18 protein-coding genes are annotated in these 20,474 nt (G+C 60.9%); 6 read left to right on the top strand and 12 right to left on the bottom strand.

What is annotated here, in order from left to right:
- Positions 1–6 precede the first annotated feature (6 nt).
- Entirely contained in the window at positions 7–405 is a 399-nt protein-coding gene (locus AC0IW7_RS00560; RefSeq protein WP_463539841.1) for a quorum-sensing-regulated virulence factor family protein, read from the bottom strand.
- Between the two features lie 713 nt (positions 406–1,118).
- On the opposite strand from AC0IW7_RS00560, the gene AC0IW7_RS00555 reads away from it, so the two are divergent.
- Entirely contained in the window at positions 1,119–2,711 is a 1,593-nt protein-coding gene (locus AC0IW7_RS00555; RefSeq protein ID WP_471815349.1) for an OmpP1/FadL family transporter, read from the top strand.
- A gap of 143 nt (positions 2,712–2,854) precedes the next feature.
- Entirely contained in the window at positions 2,855–3,565 is a 711-nt protein-coding gene (locus AC0IW7_RS00550) for a tRNA-uridine aminocarboxypropyltransferase (protein ID WP_463550355.1), read from the top strand.
- A 139-nt stretch (positions 3,566–3,704) separates the two neighbouring features.
- On the opposite strand, the gene AC0IW7_RS00545 is transcribed toward AC0IW7_RS00550, so the two are convergent.
- A complete protein-coding gene (locus AC0IW7_RS00545) occupies positions 3,705–4,604 on the bottom strand; it encodes a DMT family transporter (protein WP_471815348.1) in 900 nt (299 codons plus the stop codon).
- 159 nt (positions 4,605–4,763) lie between these two features.
- Between AC0IW7_RS00545 and erdR the strand changes: the two genes are divergently transcribed.
- Entirely contained in the window at positions 4,764–5,414 is a 651-nt protein-coding gene (gene erdR, locus AC0IW7_RS00540) for a response regulator transcription factor ErdR (RefSeq protein ID WP_122494047.1), read from the top strand.
- An 84-nt stretch (positions 5,415–5,498) separates the two neighbouring features.
- On the top strand, positions 5,499–5,864 hold the full coding sequence (locus AC0IW7_RS00535; protein ID WP_122494046.1) for a diacylglycerol kinase: 366 nt from the start codon (positions 5,499–5,501) through the stop codon (positions 5,862–5,864).
- 76 nt (positions 5,865–5,940) lie between these two features.
- Here AC0IW7_RS00535 and AC0IW7_RS00530 read toward each other — a convergent pair whose 3' ends face one another.
- A complete protein-coding gene (locus AC0IW7_RS00530; RefSeq protein ID WP_122494045.1) occupies positions 5,941–6,867 on the bottom strand; it encodes a LysR family transcriptional regulator in 927 nt (308 codons plus the stop codon).
- Between the two features lie 120 nt (positions 6,868–6,987).
- Between AC0IW7_RS00530 and fpr the strand changes: the two genes are divergently transcribed.
- Positions 6,988–7,767: a ferredoxin-NADP reductase gene (gene fpr, locus AC0IW7_RS00525; protein ID WP_122494044.1), complete on the top strand. Its 780-nt coding sequence runs from the start codon at positions 6,988–6,990 to the stop codon at positions 7,765–7,767.
- Positions 7,768–7,976: 209 nt separating this feature from the next.
- Here fpr and tsaA read toward each other — a convergent pair whose 3' ends face one another.
- The 6 genes from tsaA to rimO all read right to left on the bottom strand — a co-directional run bounded on the left by tsaA (position 7,977) and on the right by rimO (position 13,613).
- Complete coding sequence (gene tsaA, locus AC0IW7_RS00520) at positions 7,977–8,669, bottom strand: tRNA (N6-threonylcarbamoyladenosine(37)-N6)-methyltransferase TrmO (RefSeq protein ID WP_471815347.1); 693 nt, start codon at positions 8,667–8,669, stop codon at positions 7,977–7,979.
- 222 nt (positions 8,670–8,891) lie between these two features.
- Complete coding sequence (locus AC0IW7_RS00515) at positions 8,892–9,662, bottom strand: SDR family oxidoreductase (RefSeq protein ID WP_463539834.1); 771 nt, start codon at positions 9,660–9,662, stop codon at positions 8,892–8,894.
- A gap of 178 nt (positions 9,663–9,840) precedes the next feature.
- Positions 9,841–10,305: a YehS family protein gene (locus tag AC0IW7_RS00510; protein WP_471815346.1), complete on the bottom strand. Its 465-nt coding sequence runs from the start codon at positions 10,303–10,305 to the stop codon at positions 9,841–9,843.
- Between the two features lie 38 nt (positions 10,306–10,343).
- Positions 10,344–11,054 carry an rRNA pseudouridine synthase gene (locus AC0IW7_RS00505; protein ID WP_471815345.1) on the bottom strand — a complete coding sequence of 237 codons (711 nt, stop codon included), beginning with the start codon at positions 11,052–11,054 and terminating at the stop codon, positions 10,344–10,346.
- Between the two features lie 129 nt (positions 11,055–11,183).
- Complete coding sequence (locus AC0IW7_RS00500; protein WP_471815344.1) at positions 11,184–12,125, bottom strand: alpha/beta hydrolase; 942 nt, start codon at positions 12,123–12,125, stop codon at positions 11,184–11,186.
- 159 nt (positions 12,126–12,284) lie between these two features.
- Positions 12,285–13,613: a 30S ribosomal protein S12 methylthiotransferase RimO gene (gene rimO / locus AC0IW7_RS00495; RefSeq protein ID WP_122494040.1), complete on the bottom strand. Its 1,329-nt coding sequence runs from the start codon at positions 13,611–13,613 to the stop codon at positions 12,285–12,287.
- Between the two features lie 312 nt (positions 13,614–13,925).
- Between rimO and AC0IW7_RS00490 the strand changes: the two genes are divergently transcribed.
- Positions 13,926–15,812 (top strand): potassium transporter Kup, encoded by a 1,887-nt coding sequence (locus AC0IW7_RS00490; protein WP_463550351.1) that lies wholly within the window; start codon positions 13,926–13,928, stop codon positions 15,810–15,812.
- Positions 15,813–15,897: 85 nt separating this feature from the next.
- On the opposite strand, the gene AC0IW7_RS00485 is transcribed toward AC0IW7_RS00490, so the two are convergent.
- The 3 genes from AC0IW7_RS00485 to mprF all read right to left on the bottom strand — a co-directional run bounded on the left by AC0IW7_RS00485 (position 15,898) and on the right by mprF (position 20,453).
- Positions 15,898–16,446, bottom strand: a complete 549-nt coding sequence (locus tag AC0IW7_RS00485) for a cytochrome b (protein WP_463383593.1) — start codon at positions 16,444–16,446, stop codon at positions 15,898–15,900.
- A 108-nt stretch (positions 16,447–16,554) separates the two neighbouring features.
- Positions 16,555–17,817, bottom strand: a complete 1,263-nt coding sequence (locus tag AC0IW7_RS00480; RefSeq protein ID WP_471815343.1) for a virulence factor family protein — start codon at positions 17,815–17,817, stop codon at positions 16,555–16,557.
- Complete coding sequence (gene mprF / locus AC0IW7_RS00475; protein WP_471815342.1) at positions 17,817–20,453, bottom strand: bifunctional lysylphosphatidylglycerol flippase/synthetase MprF; 2,637 nt, start codon at positions 20,451–20,453, stop codon at positions 17,817–17,819. The genes AC0IW7_RS00480 and mprF overlap by 1 nt, the downstream gene beginning before the upstream one ends.
- Positions 20,454–20,474: the final 21 nt, after the last annotated feature.

Here is a 20,474-nt window from a genome sequence, read left to right as displayed (position 1 = left end):
TAAAGCTTATTTGATCGAGCAGTCAGCTTTGCTGAAGTTTTCGGCGGCGATGTAGTTGTTGGTTTTGTATTCGCTGAACTGGTAACGCAGCACGGCGCCACGGGCCAGCAATTGGCGGAAGCCGTTGTTCTGGCAGACGCTGGCGCCCAGTTGCTTGCGCACGGCGTCCGGATTGCCGCGCATTTGTGCGGCGTGCGCAGGCTGAACGCTCAGGTGGTTGATCAGCACGTTGCCGTCAACGGTGTAGCCCTGATCGAGAATGTCCTCGTTGATAGCCCGCGGTGTGCCTTCGCTGCTTTGGGTGGCCACCTGATTGAGCAGCTTGTTCAGCTCGAAATCCTGAAGCGAGGCCGCGTGCGCAGCGGGAAGGGCGAAGCAAAAGGCCAGGGCCGTGAAGCGCAGCATGTAAGTCTCCATATCCATAAAGCGGGTTGGACCCTGGCCTCAAGGCTAGGTTCGTTAGCCCGCAACTATTACGTGGGCCAGCGCTCAGCCCGGGTTGCATCCTGACCAACCGCCTGCGGCAGATCAAGCGCGAGCGCGCCACCTGCGCATTCCCAACAAGCGTTCTTCCTTTATTTGCGACCAACGCCGCTCAGCGCGCCGATATCGTCGGCAAACGACCAAGTTCCTTGGGCTCGCGAAAATATCCGAATCTTTTTGAATTATTTAGTCATACAAATCTGTACGGCTTGGTGTGAAACGGTAACGGTTTTATTACACCGGCGCATGGGGCCTGAAGCCCCTGGCGGCGGGCCTCGGGGGAAACCGACGTTTTGCCAGGTGCAATCCGGCCACGTTCACAGCGGCTCGGGTGTTACCTCGGCCCAGGCCAGATAGGACCGTAGGCAGTACGAAGGATCGGGGATCGTCAGCAAAGGCGGCCGGTCACAGGTCGCATACCGCTTCATTCGAAAGTCGGTTTTATCGCTGCGCTACAGAAGTTCCGGTTGGCCTAAACCGGAGACGTATCGCGGCTTATATCGTGCGTGTAGGAGTCGAGAATAATGATAAGAACTCGCCCATCTTGCTGGCAGACCGCGCTTTACAGCGGGAGCTTGATGTTGGTTTGGACCTCCGGAGCTCTGGCGTCCGGTTACCACTTTGGTTCGCAGTCGGTGGCAGCCCAGGGCACAGCCCACGCGAACGGCGCGGAAGCGGTCGACCCTTCGACCATTTTCTACAACCCCGCAGGCCTTGCGCGCTTACCCGGCACCCAGGTCACCAACGGCATCACCATCGTCATTCCCAAGGGCAGCTTTAAAGACACCGGCAGCACCGACGTTTTCGGTAATCCCTCCGGTGGCACCGGGGCGGGTTCTTACCTGCCAGATGCGGCAGCCGCACCGGACTTCTATTTTTCCAGCCAGATCAATGACAACGTCACCGTCGGCCTTGGCATCTTCGTGCCCTACGGCGCCAAGCTTGATTACAAGGAGAACTGGAGCGGTCGCTACGGCATTCAGTCGGCGAACCTGGAAACGGTGAACATCAACCCGAGCATTGCCTACCGCTTCAATGAGCACCACAGCATTGGTTTTGGGCTGTCGGCGCAGTACATCAAGTCGATTCAGCGCGGGGCGGCAGATGTGAAAGGGGCTTCGCGGCAGTTGGCTGGGCAGTTTGTGGAGGCTAATTACGATTCGACCCGCAACGCGGCGGATCCAATTTTAGGCCCCGTGGTAGGACTGATCGCGGGCGTGCCGGTGCCTGATGAAATCACTTCTTGCGGTGGAGTGTCGGACCGCGATGGGTTTGTCGACTGCGTCGCGCAAAATTTTGCAGACAACGTCGAGGGCGATGGTTACTTCCGCGTCAAAGGTGATGACTGGGGATTTGGCTGGAACATTGGTTACATGTTCGAGCCAACTGAAAGCACGCGTTTTGGCATTGCCTACCGGTCTCATATCAAACATACGATGGAGGGCGAAACCAAGTGGAGCTTTGCCGATGTAAGCGGTTCGGTGCCCTCACCCGCGACTGACTTAAGCGGTGGGGTGACGATCCCAATCTTCGATATCTATGTGCCGCCAAGAGAGTCGTTGCAGCAGGTCTTCGATCCAAACAATTGGATCAATCCAGGCAATTTCGCGGCGTCCAATCTTCATCCTAATTCCACAGCCAAGACCAACATCGACACGCCTGAGTCGCTGTCGATCAACGCCTTTCACCAGTTGAACGACAAAGTCGCTTTCATGGGCGACGTCACCTGGACCCGGCATTCCCGTCTCGACACGGTCGGTATTCAGCTCAAACAGGTAAACGGTTACCCCTACTTCAACGGCGTAAATGAGGGCGACGCCACGGTCGACCAAGACTGGAACGACACCTACAAAATCTCCCTCGGTATGAACTACCAATGGGACAAAGACCTGATGCTGCGCACCGGCGTCGCCTACGACAAATCCCCCGTCAGCGGCAGCGATAAACGTCACCCGGCGTTCCCGGATGCCGACCGTTACTGGTTGTCCTTCGGCGCCAACTACAAGTTCGACGAGGACACGTCGGTCGATCTCGCCTACAGCTACGTGCAATTCGCCAGCGGCAAGATGGATTACAAAGACGGCTGCTCGCCAGCGGGCTGGGCGCCCGGCGGAGGCAGTCTTTACGTCGACAGTGGCGTGCGTTGCACCGGCAACGGCGGCAACTTCAAGGGTGAGTATGAAACCCGTATTCACTTCGTAGGCTTGGCCTTCAACCAGTCGTTCTAACCCCCTCGCCCGGCGGGTCGTCTGTCGACCCGCCTCAGGCCCGCTGCGGTTTTGCCCAGCGCCTCTGCTAGACTCGCCGGCTTCTTTTTTGCTGGTCGGATGCAGTCGATGATCTCCTTTTCTTCCCGCGCGGACCGCCCGCAATGAGCCACGCCGTCTCGCGTTTACGCCTGGAGCGGCTGGAGCTCAGCACCAAGCCGTTCACCGCGCGTGGTTCCCGAGCGCCGCGTTGCGAGGGCTGTCGTGTAATTCCGGAATACTGCCTGTGCGCGCTGCGGCCGAAGGTGCCGACCAATGCCGGCATGTTTCTGCTGATGCACGACGTCGAACCGTTGAAGCCGACCAACACCGGCTGGCTGATCGCCGACCTGGTTACCGACACGTTCGCCTACCGCTGGTTTCGCACCTCGGTGGAGCCGGAAATTCCAGCGCTGCTCAACGACCCGCAATGGCAACCGTACGTGGTCTTTCCCGGTGAGTTTGTCGCGCCTGAGCGGGTGGTCACTGAAGTGAAGGTGGAGGAGGGCAAGCGGCCTCTGTTTATCTTGCTGGACGCGACCTGGACCGAGGCCCGCAAGATGTTTCGCAAGAGCCCCTATCTGGACAAGTTTCCGGTGCTCAGTTTGCAGCCCGAACAGCTGTCGCGTTATCGCCTGCGTCGGTCCAAGCGTGACGACCATTTGTGTACGTCGGAAGTGGCGGCGTTGTGTTTGGAGCTGGCGGGCGAGCCGCGTGCCGGGGCGGCACTGGATGCATATCTGGATGTGTTTACCGCCCATTATCTGGGGGCGAAGTTTCAGCGGCCGGTGGATTTGGAGGATGAGGTGCATCGGCGGATGGGTGAGTATTTGTAGGGTGAGCGGCTAAACGCTTGCCCTCTCCCTAACCCTCTCCCGCAGGCGGGCGAGGGGACAGACCGAATCGCCTATTAGCTCCCTCGCCCCTCGGGGAGAGGGCTGGGGAGAGGGGGCTGCGGTTTCGAACCGGAACGCCCTAAACCACCTTCCCCTCAACCACTTCCTCCGCCACCTTGCGCGGCCAAAGCTGCGCCACCAACATGCCGGCAAACATCAGCGCGCAACCGATATAGCCGCGCAGGTGCAGCGACTCATCGAGAAACAGCGCTCCGGCTACCGCGGCGAACACCGCTTCCAGCGAAAAGATGATCGCCGCGTGCGAGGCGATGGCGTGCTTCTGCGCAATCACCTGCAAGGTGTAAGCGATGCCAACCGAAATAAGCCCGCCATAAATGATCGATGGCCCGGCAGTGATGATGCCGGTCATTTGAATATCTTCCAGCGTGACGGCGAGGCCCAGGCTGATGACGGCGCAGACGGCGAACTGAATGGCCGCCAAGCGGATCGGGTCGAAGCGGCCAGCAAAATAGCCCACGAGCAAAACGTGCGTGCCCCACACAAATGCGCCCGCCAGTTGCAGCCAATCGCCGGAGGCCACGTGGAAACCGTCGCCGACGCTGAGCAGAAACATGCCGATCACCGCCAACACGCAACCGAGCCACGTGCCGATGCCGGTTTTGTGGCCGAGAAAAAGGCCCACCAGCGGCACGATGATGACGTACAACCCGGTGATAAAGCCGGCGTTGGTTACGCTGGTGAACAGCAGTCCCACCTGCTGCAGGTTAATGCCCAGGGCCAAAACCAGGCCCATCAATCCGCCGCCTATAAATAAGCCGCGATTGAACGGTTGTTTGTTGCCACGACTGAGCAGGTAGACCACCGGCAACAACACCAGCGTGCCCAAGGCGAAGCGCAGGCCGGAGTATAAATATGGGCCGATGGAATCCATGCCCATGCGCTGCGCCACGAAGGCGCTGCCCCAGATAAGCGCGGTGGTCAGCATTAACAGGTCGGCGCGCAGGGCTTGGTTTCGCATGGTCGGTCTCGGCAGGAAAAGCCTCGAACTGTGCCGCAAACCTAAAGGCTTGACCACCCCATTCTGGCTCGGCATGCTGGGCGCCGCCGCTGCGCTGCACACCCCGCGCGGCGGTACTTTCGTACACCGAGAAGCGCCCCCTTAAAACAAGAGCAGCCCATGGCCGACTACGAAATCCTGATTGCCGATGATCACCCGCTGTTTCGCAGTGCGCTGCACCAAGCCCTGACGTTGGGCCTCGGCCCGCAGGTGCGTCTGGTTGAGGCGGCGAGCATCGCCGAGCTTGAAGCGCGACTCGGGGAAAAGTCGGATTGGGATCTGGTCTTGCTCGACCTCAACATGCCCGGCGCCTACGGGTTTTCCGGTTTGGTGATGGTGCGGGGGCAATATCCGCAGGTGCCGGTGGTGATGGTGTCGGCACAGGAAGAAGCAGCGGTGGTAGCCCGCGCCCGTGAATTCGGCGCCAGCGGGTTTATTCCCAAATCCAGCCCGTTGGAAACCATTCAGCAAGCGGTGCGCGAGGTGCTCGACGGCGACGTCTGGTGGCCGCCGCAATCGGAAGAAAGCGCGGGTCTGTCTGCCGAAGCGAAGGCAGTAAGCGCCGGTCTGGCCAGCCTGACACCGCAGCAGTTTCGCGTGTTGACCATGGTGTGCGATGGCTTGCTGAATAAGCAGATCGCCTATGAACTGAACGTGTCCGAGGCCACCATCAAGGCTCACGTCACCGCCATTTTCCGCAAACTGGGTGTGCGCACCCGCACGCAAGCCGCGCTGCTGTTGCAACATCTGGAATCCATTCCCGCCAGCTAAGCGTCAGCAGGTCGTTGGTTTTTCACGCATTTTTGACCGCGTTTGACGTAGCCTGCGGCCTCACAAATTTTGGTTGTATTTCCCATGTCGCCATTCAAAGGCCAGACCGGCTTTAAACGTGTTCTCAACGCCACCGGCTATTCCTTCGACGGCCTGCGCGCCGCCTTCACCGGTGAAGCAGCGTTTCGCCAGTTGGTGCTGCTCAATGTGGTGTTGATTCCCCTGGCGTTCTGGTTTGACGTCAGTCGCGGCGAACGCGCCCTGATGATCGGCGTGTGCCTGGTGGCGCTGATCGTCGAGTTGCTCAACTCGGCAGTAGAGGCGGCGATTGACCGTATTTCGCTGGAGCTGCATCCGTTGTCGAAAAATGCCAAAGATATGGGCAGCGCCGCGCAGTTTGTAGCGCTGAGCCTGATTGGTAGTGTCTGGTTGGTAATTCTTCTGGGTTGAAAGCAAAAAGCATCGCGGCTGAAGCCGCTCCCACAAATTGTGCGATTCGTAGGAGCGGCTTCAGCCGCGATGCTTTTCAAGCAATCGAGGGCAACACAATCTCATCGCTGCGCCGCACCCCGGCGGTCAGCTTGCGGCACTGCTCGAGAAACTCGCGCATGGCGCTGGTCTGGTACTTCTGCTTGTGCCAGATGAAGTAGAACTGCCGCGTCAGATCCAGTTCGGGGGTTTCCACTGGCACCAGGCTTCCGCGGCGAAACGCATCGCGCAGTGCCAAGCGGGAGATACAACCAATCCCCAGCCCCGATTCCACTGCGCGCTTGATAGCTTCGGTGTGTTCCAGCTCCAATCGAATGTTCAGCGCGGTGGGGTGGTGGCGCATGGCTTGGTCGAAGGTCAGCCGCGTGCCGGAGCCTTGTTCGCGAAGAATCCAGGCTTCCTGCGTAAGCTCCAACAGCGAAGCGCGGCCGTTGGCGGCCAACGGATGCTGCGGCGCGCAAAACACCACCAACTCGTCTTCTACCCAGGGCTGCACTTCGATGTCCGGGTGCTGGCAGTCGCCCTCGATCAGTCCCAAATCAATTTCATAATGCGCTACCTGCTGTACAACGTGCGCCGTATTTTGCACATGCAACTTCACGCGGCATTCGGGGTGTTGCTGCATGAAGCTGCCGATCAGCAACGTGGCCAGATAGTTACCGACCGTCAGCGTGGCGCCCACGGATAACGAGCTGAAACCGCCCTGACCGTTGAGCATGCGCTCGATCTCTTTGGCTTGATCGAGCAGCGCAACCGCCTGCGGCAATAGCTGATGACCCAAGGCGTTGAGCGATAGGCGTTTGCCCGCGCGGTCGAACAACTGGCAGGCCGATTGGCGCTCCAGTTCGGTAACCGCAGTGCTCGCCGCAGACTGTGACAGCGCCAACGATTCAGCCGCCCGTGAGACGCTTTCCTGTTGGGCGACGGCGACGAAAACCTGAAGTTGGCGGAGTGTGAATCGCATATCTATATAACCGATAACCTATATCTTAATAATCCACTTAACAGATATGGTTGTCGCCCTTAAAATGCCGCGCATTGGCACCCGTCGGTCGGGTGAGCGCGATTCATCGAGGAAGCAAGCATGAGCAACTTGAACGTCGAGCGTGTGCTCAGCGTCCACCACTGGAACGACACCCTGTTCAGCTTCAAAACCACCCGCAACCCGGGCCTGCGTTTTGAAAACGGCCAGTTCGTAATGATCGGCCTGCAACAGGAAAACGGTCGCCCGCTGATGCGAGCTTACTCGATTGCCAGCCCGAACTATGAAGAGCACCTGGAGTTCTTCAGCATCAAGGTTCCGGATGGTCCGCTGACTTCCCAACTGCAACACCTGAAAGTCGGCGACGAGCTGATGGTCAGCCGCAAACCCACCGGCACCCTGGTGCTGGACGATTTGCTGCCGGGCAAACACCTCTACCTGCTAAGCACCGGCACCGGTCTGGCGCCATTCATGAGCGTGATTCAAGACCCCGAAACCTACGAGCGTTTCGAGAAGGTCATCCTGATTCACGGCGTGCGCTACGTGAACGAAGTCGCCTACCGCGAGTTCATCACCGAGCATCTGCCGAAGAACGAATTCTTCGGTGAAGCGCTGAAAGAAAAGCTGATCTACTACCCCACCGTGACCCGCGAGCCTTTCGAGAACATGGGCCGCCTCACCGACCTGATGCGCAGCGGCAAGCTGTTCACCGACATCGGCCTGCCACCGATCAACCCGCAGGACGACCGCGCGATGATCTGCGGCAGCCCGAGCATGTTGGACGAGACCAGCGAAGTGCTGGATGGGTTTGGTCTGAAGATTTCGGCTCGCATGGGTGAGCCGGGGGATTATCTGATCGAGCGTGCATTTGTAGAGAAGTGATCGCGAATAATAAAAAACCCGCCTATATGGCGGGTTTTTTTATCACTGACCGATCGGCTGCGCGTCGGCATTGCGGCGTTAAAAATGTTTTTTAAATGCTCATTGGCTACAGCCAACTGCGCTTTAAAAAACATTTTTGCCTTGCACTGCTCTAGCTCGCTCGATCTCGATACGCGTGATGCTGAAATCGCAGAAGAGCGGCACGGCGGTTACGCTGCAACCACCTCAACCACACAAATCTGCTCCGGCGTCGGGTAATGCCAGCGCACCTGCACGTCCCACAATTGCGTGCCGTAAATACGGCTGGGCTCGGGCTGCTGATACGCAGGCCGAGGATCTTGCGCCAGGCATTGTTCGATCAGCTCACGCAGCGGTTGCTGCAACTGCTGGCCGTGCTCCAGCGCCTGAGCTAGCGCTGCATCGCTCCACACCACATCTATCAGCGTCGGCGCGCCAGCGGCCATGTGGTTGAACGCGCCGCTCACCGAGTCGGCATACGGCACGTAGGGTTTGATATCCAGCACCGGCGTGCCGTCGAGCAGGTCGATGCCGGACAACCAGAGCTTGCCGGCTTCAACCCTTTCAAGCTTCACCACCGATTGACCGATGCCGTTGGGCCTGTGCGTGGCGCGGGTGGCGAATACGCCCATGGACTGGTTGCCGCCCAGGCGCGGCGGGCGCACTTTCAGGCGCGGTTTGTCTTCCAGGGCCTGGTGAAAAAGGAATAGCAGCCACACGTGGCTGACCTGCTCCAAGCCTTCCACGGCTTCGCCGCTGTCGAAAGGTGGCAGCAATTCCAACACCCCGCGCGCGGCGGGGGCCAGTTGCGGTTGGCGGGGAATGGCGAACTTCTCCTTGAAGCAGGAGCGCACCACGCCGATGGGGGAAACCGAATAAGACATAAAAAAGCCCGGTGGAAAACCGGGCTAATCATACCTGTCACATCTGACGTTTAGAAAAAGCGCTTGAGTTGGCTAACTGCTGTTCGGCTCTTGAATCACGCTCTTTCGGGCTAAGACCAGACAAGGCGAAACCTCGTTTTGAAGCGCAGCGTACTGCAGTACGTGAGCATTCAAAACGAGGTTTCAACGCCGTATGGTCGACGACCGGAGGAGCGTTACGGTCTACATCGCAAAACCGCCGTCGATGGGAACTACTGCGCCCGTCATATACGCGCCAGCCTTACTCGCCAACGCAATCGCCAACGCGCCCATTTCCTCTTCACGTCCCCAACGCTTCATCGGAATGATCGCGGTGTCTTCAGCCAGCGCTTCTTCATCGTTGGCGATATGGCTGGTCATCTTGCTCGGGAAACGGCCCGGCGCGATGACGTTGACGTTGATGTGCTGGCTCACCAAGTCCCGCGCCAGCGAGCGCGACAAGTGATGCAGCGCCGCCTTGCTCGGACCGTAGGCGTAGGCTTCTTCGCCGTACGAGGTAATGCCGGCCACCGAGCCGATGTTGATGACCCGCGCCGGGCTTTCGCTGTTGCCAGCTTTGCGCAGCAGCGGCAGGAGCTTTTGAATGCAGAGGAACACCGAGGTTACGTTCAGCTGCATGACCTTTTCGAAGCCTTTGACCGGGTAGGTTTCCAGCGGTGCGCCCCAGGTGGTGCCGGCGTTGTTGACCAAGATGTCGAGCTTGTCGATTTGCCCGCTCAGCTGCTCGGCCAAGGCAACCACACCTTCCTCGTGGGCGAGGTTGGCGGCGATGCCATGGCACTCGCCAAAGGCCGACAATTCGGCGGCCGTGGCGGCGCACGCTTCGCCATCGCGGGCGCATACATACACGCGGGCGCCGGCTTCAACGAACGCTTTGGCGATCATCTTGCCAATACCACGGGTGCCGCCGGTCACCAACGCGGTGCGGCCTTGCAGGGAAAAGTAGGAATGCATGGGGAGCGCTCTTGTCAGGGTTGTTGTGCAACTACCCTAATGCGCGGGGCGCGATTGCGCAGGAACTATTGCCGCTGAGAATGCGAGGTTATGCAGAACGCTGTTCGTGTGGGAGCGGCTTCAGTCGCGATGCGTTTCATGGCTAACGCATCGCGGCTGAAGCCGCTCCCACAGTGGGTTATTTGTCGCGTACGCGCTGGGTCAAGCCTTTGAGGAAATTGCGCAGCAACTGGTCGCCACAGGTGCGGTAGTTGCTATGGCCGAACTTGCGGAACAAGGCGCTGAGTTCCGGCTTGCTCACGGGGAAATCCACGCTCTGCAAAATCTCGTGCAGGTCTTCTTCTTTAAGCTCGAAGGCGACACGCAGTTTCTTCAGCACCATGTTGTTGGTGACCGGCAGTTCGATGGGCTGCGCCGGGCGGCTGTCGTCTTTGCCGCGCAGGTGCACGATCAGGCCGTCGAGGAAATGCGCGAGCACATCATCGTCGCACTCCAGGTAACCCTCTTCGTCGTCCTTTTTCAGGTAGGCGCGCAGGGTGTCGAGGTCTACGTCCAGGCCGGACAGTTTGATGACCTGCACCACTTTCGCGTCGCTGAGGTCGAGCATGTAGCGCACGCTGCGCAGTACGTCGTTATTAATCATGGAAGCGGTCCTGAAAGGGAAAGGGCGGCGCGGCGGCCTTAGAATTTTTCGGTTTTGGCCAGGTAGCGCCACTGCCCGGCAGGCAGCTTGCCCATCGACACGCCGCCGATGCGGATGCGCTTGATGCTGGTCGGCGTCAGGCCAACGCTGGCGCAGAGCGCGGCAACCAGGCCCGGCGCCGGATTCTTCAGCGCAAAGCGCAGGCGCGTTTCGCTCTGCCAGCTGGCTTTAACCGGTGGCAGCACCTGGCCTTTGTGGGTGCGGCCCTGGTTGAGGCGGCTCAAGCCGTGCTCGATCATTTCGCCGCTGACTTCCACCACGTACTCCTGCTCGATCTTGGCCAGGTCGTCGGTGAGCTTGCGCAAAATCTTCCAGTCCTGGGTAAACACCAACAGGCCCGACGCGTTTTTCTGCAACGGTGCGCTGCTGTTCAGGCGCAGGAAGTGGCCCTTGAGCGGACGAGTGCCGAAGCGGTGTTCGGCCGACAAGGTGGCGGGGCTGATCAGCGCGTGCGCGCTGTCGATATCCAGATCGGGCAATTGGTTGAACAGGATGGTGACCGGCTCGGGCGGGGTGAGCACGGCGTCCGGCAGCAGGGCGACGGTTTGCTCGCCGACCTTGAATTGCGGCTCGTCGACGACTTCGCCATCCACCGTCACCCAGCCGCCCTCGATATACAGTTCGGCCTCGCGGCGCGAGCAGCCGATCACTTCGATCAGGCGTTTGGAAAGGCGAATGGGGTCTGTCATGACGAGGGCCGAAAAGTAGGGGGCGGGCATTGTACCCGCCTGGGCTGAGTAAGGCCCGACTGATTGGTATCGGGCGAGCGTACGGCCAGGCCGCTATCGCCGCGGCGGCGCTTGTCAGTCTAGACGCCTCTAGCGCGCCAAATGCTTAGCTACGGTGAGGTCCAGCCCGGTCATAAAGCGTTCCACCGCGTCGGTGTAGGCGCCGGGCGTACCGAGCAGCTGGTTGATTTCCTTATGGCTCATGTCTTGTTTCATCACGCTGATGCGCACGTTCAGCGCTGCGCCGTGGTCGGCAAACCGCTGCGCCTGCTCGCAGGACACCTCCCGCCGGGTCGAGCACACCGCCAGCATGGGCGGCGCGCCACTGGCCAGCACGTAATTGGGGGACGTTTGCTGCCAGTAGCTGGGGTCGCTACCGAACGCTTGGTCGTAAAAACGCATGTGCCGCGCCTGCATGATTGTTTCCACATCCAGCGCAGCGCTATCGAGCGCCACCGTGCCCAACCAGGGCGTTACGCCCTGGGCGGTAGCGAGCGACGGCGAACTGGTCAGGAGCGCGACCAGATGCGCCCCGGCCGAGTGGCCAATCACAATCAGGTGCTCAGCCGAACCGCCCCAACTGGCTGCTTTTGCCTGGGTCATGGCCAGCGCCTTGGCAACCGCTTCGGCCTGCTGCAACGGTTTGGTGTCCGGTAGCAGCGGGTAATTGGTGCTGACCAGAATGAAGCCCTTGCTGACCCAACGCGCGACCTTGTTGGCCACCACTTGCTCGGCGCTTTTGTCACCGGTGCGCCAGGCGCCGCCATGCACCATGAAGATGATCGGTGCGGCGCTGGGCGACTTGGGCAGGTAAACATCCATGCGCTCGCGGAGGTCGCGTCCGTAGGCAAGGTCTTTGATGACCGTGGCGCCGTCGGGCAGTTTTAGCGCCGCGCTGGTTTCACTGCTTTGCTCGCGCTCGGCACGGCGCTCTTTGATTTTCTCCAGCAACGGGCCGGCACACGCCGTTTGCAACACCAGGCTAATAAGCAGCACGAACGCAAAGGGAGAGCGGTGGGAACGCAGCGACATGGGAGGCTCCAGGCAACGCAGTTATCGAGACGTGCGACAGCAAATTTAAGATCATCGCCCACCCAGTCGCCGATACGGACCGCACAGTTTACGCAGGCGCGGCAGCACGCACCGTGAAGGCCAGCCATAAAAAAGCCCCGCATCGGCGGGGCTTTTTGTTTACAGGGTTTCGGCCCAGAGGTCGTACTCGTCGGCGTCGGTGACGCGGCACATCACTTTGTCGCCGGGCTTGAGGTCCTGGTCGCTGTCGACATACACGCGGCCGTCAATTTCCGGGGCGTCGAAGAAGCTGCGGCCGATGGCGCCTTGCTCGTCCACTTCGTCAATCAGCACTTCGATCTCTTTGCCGATTTTCAGCTGCAGGCGGGCGGCGCTGATGGCTTGCTGGTGTTCCATGAAGCGGTCCCAGCGCGATTGCTTGACGTCGTCCGGCACGACTTGCGCATCCAGCAAGTTGGCCGGAGCGCCTTCAACGGGCGAGTACTGGAAGCAGCCGACGCGGTCGAGCTGGGCTTCGGTCAGCCAGTTGAGCAGGTACTGGAAGTCTTCTTCGGTTTCGCCGGGGAAGCCGACGATAAAGGTGGAGCGAATAATCAGTTCCGGGCACTGCTCGCGCCAGCTTTTGATGCGGGCCAGGGTGCGGTCTTCAAACGCCGGGCGCTTCATAGCTTTGAGGATTTTCGGGCTGGCGTGCTGGAAGGGGATGTCCAGGTACGGCAGGATTTTGCCCGCCGCCATCAGCGGAATCACGTCGTCGACGTTCGGGTACGGGTACACGTAGTGCAAACGCACCCACACGCCCAATGTGCTGAGTGCTTGGCACAGCTCGAGCATGCGGGTTTTCACCGGCTGGCCGTTCCAGAAATCGGTTTTGTATTTCACGTCAACGCCATAGGCGCTGGTGTCTTGCGAAATCACCAGCAGCTCTTTGACCCCCGCTTTAACCAGACGCTCAGCCTCGCTAAGCACCTCGCCCACCGGACGGCTGACCAGCTTGCCGCGCATCGACGGAATAATGCAGAAGCTGCAACTGTGGTTGCAGCCTTCGGAAATCTTCAGGTAGGCGTAGTGGCGTGGGGTGAGCTTGATGCCTTGCGGCGGCACCAGGTCGATAAGCGGGTTGTGGTCTTTACGGGGCGGCACCGCGTCGTGCACGGCGTTGACCACTTGTTCGTACTGCTGCGGACCGGTAACGGCCAATACGCTGGGGTGCACGTTGCGGATGGCGCTTTCTTCCACGCCCATGCAGCCGGTGACAATAACCTTGCCGTTTTCGGCGATGGCTTCGCCGATCACTTCCAACGATTCCGCTTTCGCGGTGTCGATGAAACCGCAGGTGTTGACCACCACCACGTCGGCGTCCTGATAGGTCGCCACGACTTCGTAGCCTTCCATGCGCAACTGGGTGAGGATGCGTTCGGAATCGACGAGTGCCTTGGGGCAACCCAGGGATACGAAGCCGACTTTCGGCGTGGCGACGGTGGACATGACTAACCTCAGGCGTTTGGACGGGCGCTTTTTTGGGCGCCTCTGGTCAAAAAGTGCGCAATTCTAGCGGCAGGCCACCCGCTTGAACAGCCTCCATCCGGCAGGTAACGCCTCAGCTATGCTCTGGGCGGGCGCTGCGCGGGCAGACGCGCTTGAATTGCTTGGGGCAACGGTCGTTCATTTATAGAAAAGCTGCGTTTGTTTGTTCGGGTTTGCCGGCTCAGCCAGCGTAAACAGGTGCTCTGGACGCGGAGTTTCAGGTATAAAGCCGCCCAGTTTCAGGTGCACACGATTCACTCAGGAGCTTAGTGCATGTCCAAAGCGCAGTCCGCGCCCGGTAAGTCTTCGACCGTCAGCTTGATGGTCGCCGCCGTCGGTGTAGTGTTTGGCGATATCGGTACCAGCCCGCTGTACACCCTTAAAGAAGTGTTCAGCCCGCACTACGGCGTGCAGGCCAACCATGACGGCGTGCTCGGCATTCTGTCGCTGATTTTCTGGTCGCTGTTCTGGGTGGTGTCGCTCAAGTACGTGCTCTTTATGCTGCGCGCCGACAACCAGGGCGAGGGCGGCGTCATGGCCCTGACCGCATTGGCCCGTCGTGCGGCCAATGACTACCCGAAACTGCGCAATGTGCTGGTGCTGCTCGGCCTGTTCGGCGCGGCGCTGTTCTACGGCGACAGCATGATCACGCCGGCCATCTCGGTGCTCTCAGCGGTAGAAGGTCTGGAGTTGGCGTTCGACGGCATCGACCATTGGGTGGTGCCGTTGTCGCTGGTGGTGCTGGTGGCGTTGTTTCTGATCCAGAAGCACGGCACCGCGCGCATCGGCATTCTGTTCGGCCCGGTGATGCTCACCTGGTTCAGTGCCCTGAGCGTGCTGGGCATCTACGGCATCATGCAAAGCCCCGAAGTGCTGCATGCGCTGAACCCGTATTGGGCCGTTAACTTCTTTATTTCCCATCCTGGCATTGGCATCACCATTCTCGGTGCGGTGGTGCTGTCGCTGACGGGCGCCGAGGCGCTGTATGCCGACATGGGCCACTTCGGCCGCAAGCCCATTGCCCGCGCCTGGTTTGTGTTGGTGCTGCCGGGCTTGGCGCTGAACTATTTCGGGCAGGGCGCCTTGCTGCTGCAAAACCCGGAAGCGGCGCGCAACCCGTTCTACTTGCTGGCGCCGAGCTGGGCGCTGCTGCCGATGATTCTGCTGTCGACCTTCGCCACCATCATTGCCTCCCAGGCGGTGATTTCCGGGGCCTTCTCCCTGACGCGTCAAGCCATTCAATTGGGGTACGTGCCGCGCATGTTTATTCAGCACACCTCTAGCCACGAGCAGGGCCAAATCTACATTGGCGCGGTGAACTGGACGCTGATGGTGGGCGTGGTGTTGCTGGTGCTGGGTTTCGAATCGTCCAGCGCCTTGGCTGCTGCGTATGGCGTGGCGGTGACGGGCACCATGTTGATCGACACGCTGCTGGTGTCGGCGGTGGTGCTGCTGCTGTGGCGTTGGTCGCCGTGGGTGTCGGTGCCGATGCTGCTGGCGTTCTTTCTGGTCGATAGCCTGTTCTTCGCCGCCAACCTGCCCAAGGTGCTGCAAGGCGGCGCCTTCCCGGTGGTTGCCGGTAGCGCATTGTTTATTCTGATGACCACCTGGAAGCGCGGTCGCCAATTGCTCGTGGATCGCCTCGACGAAAGTGCCATTCCGCTGCCGCTGTTTATCAGCAGTATTCGCGTGCAACCGCCGCATCGCGTGCAGGGCACCGCCGTGTTCCTCACCGCCCGCGCCGACGCGGTACCGCACGCGCTGTTGCATAACCTGCTGCACAACCAGGTGCTGCACGGAACGGTGGTGCTGCTGACGGTGATGAACGAAGACGAGCCGCGCGTACCCAACGAGCGCCGCTTTGAGGTGGACGCCTTCGGCGAAGGCTTCTACCGCGTGGTGCTGCACTTTGGGTTTATGGACGAAACCGACGTGCCGGCCGCGCTGGGCCTGTGTCACCTCGAAGGGCTGGACTTCAGCCCGATGCGCACCACGTACTTCCTGAGTCGCGAAACCATTATTTCCACCAAGTTGGTGGGCATGGCGCGGTGGCGGGAAATGCTGTTTGCCTTTCTGCTAAAGAACGCCAACGGCAACTTGCGCTTCTTCAACCTGCCGCTTAATCGAGTGATCGAGCTGGGGACGCAGGTCGAGATTTAACCTCGTGTAAAAGACGTTGGGCTTCCTTTCTCAGCCCAACCTACGGTTTTGTAGGTTGGGCTGATGGGGGAAGCCCACGCCATTGTCAGCGTCGGCTCGGCAACATGCGCCGCAGCGTGTTATCGCGAATCACGTAGTGATGCGCCAGCCCAGCCACGGCGTGCAGGCCAATCAGCCAATACCCCACCGAACCGCCTAACTCGTGCCACTCCTTGATCTGCTTGGCCAGGTCCGGGTTCTTGTCCACCAGCGGTGGCAGCTCAAGCCCGAAGAACGGCACCGGTTTGCCGGCAGCGCTGAGGATCAGCCAGCCCGCGAAGGGCAGCCCGATCATCAACAGATAGAGCGCCGCGTGTACGAGCTTGGCGGCCAGCATTTGCCAAGTGGGCGGCGCGGGCGCGATCAGCGGGGTTGGGCTGATCAGGCGCAGCAGCAAGCGCAGCCACACCAGCAGGAACACGCTCAGGCCGAGCATGAAGTGAAACTGCTTCATCAGGTCGCGTTCCACGCTGTCTTTGGGAAAGATCCCGCGCAGTTCGATGCAGGCGTAGACCGCCGCCAACAGAATGACCATCAGCCAGTGCAGGGTGATATTCGCAGTGCCGTAGCGCGCTTCGGTGTTTTTCCAGCTCATCAGGTTTTTCCTTTTCGACAAAAAGCCCGCTCTGCGGCGGGCTGAAAGGAGACCTTAGCATTTTGCCGGCGTCTGTCTGTGAAGCCGGCAAAACGAAAAAACCGAAGATTACGGCGCGGGGCGCTTTTCGATGTCTTTGATCAGGCGTGCGGCGAGGGCCGGGTAGTCCTCGTCGAAATGGTGGCCGCCGGGCAATTCCAGTCGCTCACCGACGGTGGTGCTTTCGGTGCAGCCACTTTCATTCGCTTCGTCTTTGCCATATACGCACAGCACTTTCGCGGCCGGCAGCTTCGCCACTTCCGGGCCGGTGGCGGCTTCTTTGCCCGCCGTTCCGAGCCAACCTTGCACTTCAATTTCAAAGCTGCCGCTGCGCGCCAGGGCGATCAGTTGAATGGCCCGCACTTGTTGCTGCTGCGCGGCTGGCAGGCGGTTGTAGATGGCGGGCAGCACGTCGGCGCCGAATGAATAGCCGATCAGCACGAAGTTCTTCGCACCCCATTTTTCCCGGTACAGCTTCATCAGCTTGGCCAGGTCGGCGGCGCTTTGTTCCGGGCTTTTGTGCTGCCAGTAGTAGCGCAGGGCATCAACGCCCACGACCGGGTAATTGCGCTTGGCCATTTCTTCGGCCACGTCGCGGTCCAGGTCGCGCCAGCCGCCATCGCCCGAGTAGAACAGGCTGACGGTATCGGAGGCTTTGTCGCTATCCACGGCTGGCACTTCCACCACCGGCATGGCATCGCTTTCACCTTGCAGCAGGTTGCGCAACTCTTTGTCGAGCACTTGCGGCAGTGTGGTGTCGTAGTCGCTGATGCTGGTGACGCCGTTGCTTTGCTCGCGTGCGAAGGCGGCGCTCGGGTCGTCCGGGTTGTCGTTCCAGGCGGCTACCCAGCGGCCGTGGGGCGCTTTCAGCGGTTGTTGGCAGACGGGTTTTTCGATGGAGAAATCCACCGACAACGCTTTGGCCTGATCGCTGGTCTGCCCGGCCAGCCAGTTCCACGCCAGGGTGGCGCCCGGGCCGATGCCGGCCACCAGCGTCGCGGGGCCGTCCAGTTGGGCCAGGCTTTCTTCCAGACGCGTTTGTTGCACCGCGCAGTCGCTACCCTCAAGGGTGAACTGCACCACTTGCGCCTGGCTGTCGCGGCTCAGCGCCAGCAGTTGTGCGTCGGTCAACTGCATGTCGGCCGGCACGCCGATCGCCACTTGCGCCTTGGCCGCTTTGGCTGGCACTGCCCGCGACAACGCGCTGCCATCGCTCAGTTGCAGATGTTCCACGGTCGGCGCGCCGCCGCCGCTTTTGTACAGCAGCGCGGCAACGGCCACTGCGGTTATCAGCAGTGCGACCAACAGCGGTCGCCAGTAGCGTCGAGTCATCAGCGTTTCACCAATCCTGTTAAACCGCCGGCAATCAGCGCAGCGGTGTCGGCCAATGCCACCAGCGGGTCGAGGCCGGCCGGTACGGCCATGTAGCGCGGCTCCCAGTCGGGCTGAAATTTGTCTTTGAAGCGGCGCAGGCCCTGGAAGTTATACAACTGCTCGCCACGGCGGAACACCATGGCGCCCAAGCGTTGCGTCAGCGGTGCGCCGCGCCGTGGTTGCAGACCCGACAGCGGCACCATGCCCAGGCTGAAGCGGCTGTAGCCGGCCTGCTTGTAATGCAGGATCAGGCCGAGCATCAGGAATTCCATAGTCAGCTTCGGCGCCTCGGGGTGCGCGCGCATCAGGTCCAGGCTGGCCAGTTCCGTGCTCTGGGTTTCCAGCAGGTTGGCGAATGCCACCGCGCGGCCTTCGAAGCGAATCACTGCAATGCGGAAATGCTTGAGGTACGACTCGGTAAAGCGGCCGAGAGAGAAGCCTTTCTCGCGCACATTTTTGCCTTCGACCCAGGCCGCCGAAATGGCTTGAAGTTCGTCCATCGGCGCGGCACCGGCTTCGAAAATTTCCAGAGACAGGCCGTCGCGCCCGCCACGGTTCCAGGTGTAGCGCAGGTCTTTCATCTCTTTGCCTTTGGCTTCGAGATCAAAGGCTGGCAGATCGACGCGCGCCTCTTCGCCGAGCTTCAGGGCGGTCAGGCCGATGTCCATGTAGAACGGCAGGTTCTCGGCACGCACTTGGTAGAACACGGGGCGCGCGTGGTGCAAATCGCATAGGTCGCGGAATTGCCAGATCAACTCAGCGCGCTGTTGCGCCGGGCCGATGGGGTCGTACAGAGCGATCATGCTGCGGCCACGGCGGGCGTACATCAGGAACGCGTCGTTGTCTTTGTGGAACAGCAGCGCTTTATCGCCGGTCAGGGCCAGGCCGCCATCGGGTTGGTCGGAGGCGCGAAGGATGCGGGCCGCATTGTCCAATTCGGCTTCGTCAGGCAGGCGAATTTCCGGTGGCTCGGTACGCAGCAGCCAGGTCAGCACCACGATCACCAGCAGCAAGGCGCTGCCCAATGCCGAGCGCAGCGCACGCGGGGCGCCGGCGTCGAGCGCGAACTGCCACCACAGCTCATGGTTGTACGGCACGTCCTGGTAGGCGAAGAACATCAGCCAGATCGAGGCGCCGAGCACGCACAGGGCGGCCACCAGGTAGACAGAGGAAAACGGCAATTCCAACAAGCGGCTCGGGCGATAGAACGACCGGCGGAACACGGCGAGCAGGCTGGCGGTGAGAATCAGCAGGCTGGCTTCTTCCCAATCGAAGCCCTTCATCAGCGACAGCAAGGCGCCGACCAGCAACAACACCATGGTCAGCACCCAGGCTGCCGACAAGCGTCGACGCAAGCCTTGAGCGAGCAGCAGGCAGAGCACGCCGATCAGGCTGGCGCCCAAGTGCGAGGCGTCGATCAGGCGGTGGGGAATCAGAAAGCCGAGGTCTTCGATGCGTGAGTCGATGGCCGGCGTTGCGCCGGAAAATAGCAGCACCATGCCGGAGATAAACACCAGCAACGCCAACACCGGCGCGGCCAGGCCCGAGGCGACGCGCACGGCCTGATGCTTGACGATCAGCCGGTAGGCCTCGTTGCACAGCAACAACAGGCACGCCACCAACAGCGGCAGCACCACATAAATCAAGCGATACAGCAGCAGCGCGGCGGCCAGCGGCGCGCTGCCAAGTTGGTCGGCAAAGGCGGCCAGCAACACTGCCTCGAACACGCCGACGCCGCCTGGAACGTGGCTGAGTACGCCGGCGGCCAGGGCCAACAAGTAAATAAGCAAGAACGCGCCGAAGGGCGGTGCCTCGGGCAACAGCAGGTACAACACGGTGGCGGCTGCGGCCACGTCCAGTGCGGTGATCACTAGCTGCAACGCCGCCAATCGCCAGCCCGGCAAGCGCAGGGTGCGGCGCCCGAGCTGAATCAGCACGTTATGGGGGAAGGGTTGTTCAGGCAGGCGACGGCGCTTGATCGCCACCAGCAGTGCGCCGCAGCCCAGCAGAATCGCTACGGCAATCGCCGCCAACACGCTAGCGGGCAGGCGCAGGGCGCTGGCGGCGGCGGGCAGGTCGCTGAGGGTCGCCAGCGCCGCCAACACCGGTAAGGCGCAGCCCAGCGAGAGGCTGGCGAACAGCGTCATGCGCGCGACTTCGCCAGGGCCAAGGCCGTTCCGCGCGTACAAGCGGTAGCGCACCGAGCCGCCGGAGAGCATCGACAGGCCCACCGCGTTGCCAATGGCAAAGGCGTTAAAACCGCCAAACGCCAGGGCAGGCAGCGGCAGGTTCACATTGGCGAAACGGCTAGCGGACCATTCGTAGCCGAGCAGAATGACAAAACCCACGGCGGTGGCCGCCAGCGCGCCGAGCAAGGCGCTGGTGGGAACATGCAGCACCGACTCGCGCAGGGAATCGGGATCCAGGTCGTTGACCAAATGGCGGCAGGCAATCAGCGCAATGGTAAATAACAGCAGCGTAACGGCCAGGCCGAGGGGCTGGCGGTATCTGCTCAGGCGCTCCATCCACTGCAAGCGTGACGGATGAACGTCGGACGCTGGCGGGTGTTGCGCATCGGGAGGGTTAGCGCGCATCCGGCACCTCAACAGTGCAAT

The organism is Pseudomonas sp. AC229 (genome assembly GCF_979254655.1).
Note: the sequence above shows the minus strand (reverse complement) of the source record. Positions and strands in the feature narration are given on the sequence as shown.

What these genes read in the sequence shown, in the direction of transcription:
- AC0IW7_RS00560 (WP_463539841.1), bottom strand. Translation starts at nt 405, where the DNA reads ATGCTGCGCTTCACGGCCCTGGCCTTTTGCTTCGCCCTTCCCGCTGCG.
- AC0IW7_RS00550 (WP_463550355.1), top strand. Translation starts at nt 2,855, where the DNA reads ATGAGCCACGCCGTCTCGCGTTTACGCCTGGAGCGGCTGGAGCTCAGC.
- AC0IW7_RS00545 (WP_471815348.1), bottom strand. Translation starts at nt 4,604, where the DNA reads ATGCGAAACCAAGCCCTGCGCGCCGACCTGTTAATGCTGACCACCGCG.
- erdR (WP_122494047.1), top strand. Translation starts at nt 4,764, where the DNA reads ATGGCCGACTACGAAATCCTGATTGCCGATGATCACCCGCTGTTTCGC.
- AC0IW7_RS00535 (WP_122494046.1), top strand. Translation starts at nt 5,499, where the DNA reads ATGTCGCCATTCAAAGGCCAGACCGGCTTTAAACGTGTTCTCAACGCC.
- AC0IW7_RS00530 (WP_122494045.1), bottom strand. Translation starts at nt 6,867, where the DNA reads ATGCGATTCACACTCCGCCAACTTCAGGTTTTCGTCGCCGTCGCCCAA.
- fpr (WP_122494044.1), top strand. Translation starts at nt 6,988, where the DNA reads ATGAGCAACTTGAACGTCGAGCGTGTGCTCAGCGTCCACCACTGGAAC.
- tsaA (WP_471815347.1), bottom strand. Translation starts at nt 8,669, where the DNA reads ATGTCTTATTCGGTTTCCCCCATCGGCGTGGTGCGCTCCTGCTTCAAG.
- AC0IW7_RS00515 (WP_463539834.1), bottom strand. Translation starts at nt 9,662, where the DNA reads ATGCATTCCTACTTTTCCCTGCAAGGCCGCACCGCGTTGGTGACCGGC.
- AC0IW7_RS00510 (WP_471815346.1), bottom strand. Translation starts at nt 10,305, where the DNA reads ATGATTAATAACGACGTACTGCGCAGCGTGCGCTACATGCTCGACCTC.
- AC0IW7_RS00505 (WP_471815345.1), bottom strand. Translation starts at nt 11,054, where the DNA reads ATGACAGACCCCATTCGCCTTTCCAAACGCCTGATCGAAGTGATCGGC.
- AC0IW7_RS00500 (WP_471815344.1), bottom strand. Translation starts at nt 12,125, where the DNA reads ATGTCGCTGCGTTCCCACCGCTCTCCCTTTGCGTTCGTGCTGCTTATT.
- rimO (WP_122494040.1), bottom strand. Translation starts at nt 13,613, where the DNA reads ATGTCCACCGTCGCCACGCCGAAAGTCGGCTTCGTATCCCTGGGTTGC.
- AC0IW7_RS00490 (WP_463550351.1), top strand. Translation starts at nt 13,926, where the DNA reads ATGTCCAAAGCGCAGTCCGCGCCCGGTAAGTCTTCGACCGTCAGCTTG.
- AC0IW7_RS00485 (WP_463383593.1), bottom strand. Translation starts at nt 16,446, where the DNA reads ATGAGCTGGAAAAACACCGAAGCGCGCTACGGCACTGCGAATATCACC.
- AC0IW7_RS00480 (WP_471815343.1), bottom strand. Translation starts at nt 17,817, where the DNA reads ATGACTCGACGCTACTGGCGACCGCTGTTGGTCGCACTGCTGATAACC.
- mprF (WP_471815342.1), bottom strand. Translation starts at nt 20,453, where the DNA reads ATGCGCGCTAACCCTCCCGATGCGCAACACCCGCCAGCGTCCGACGTT.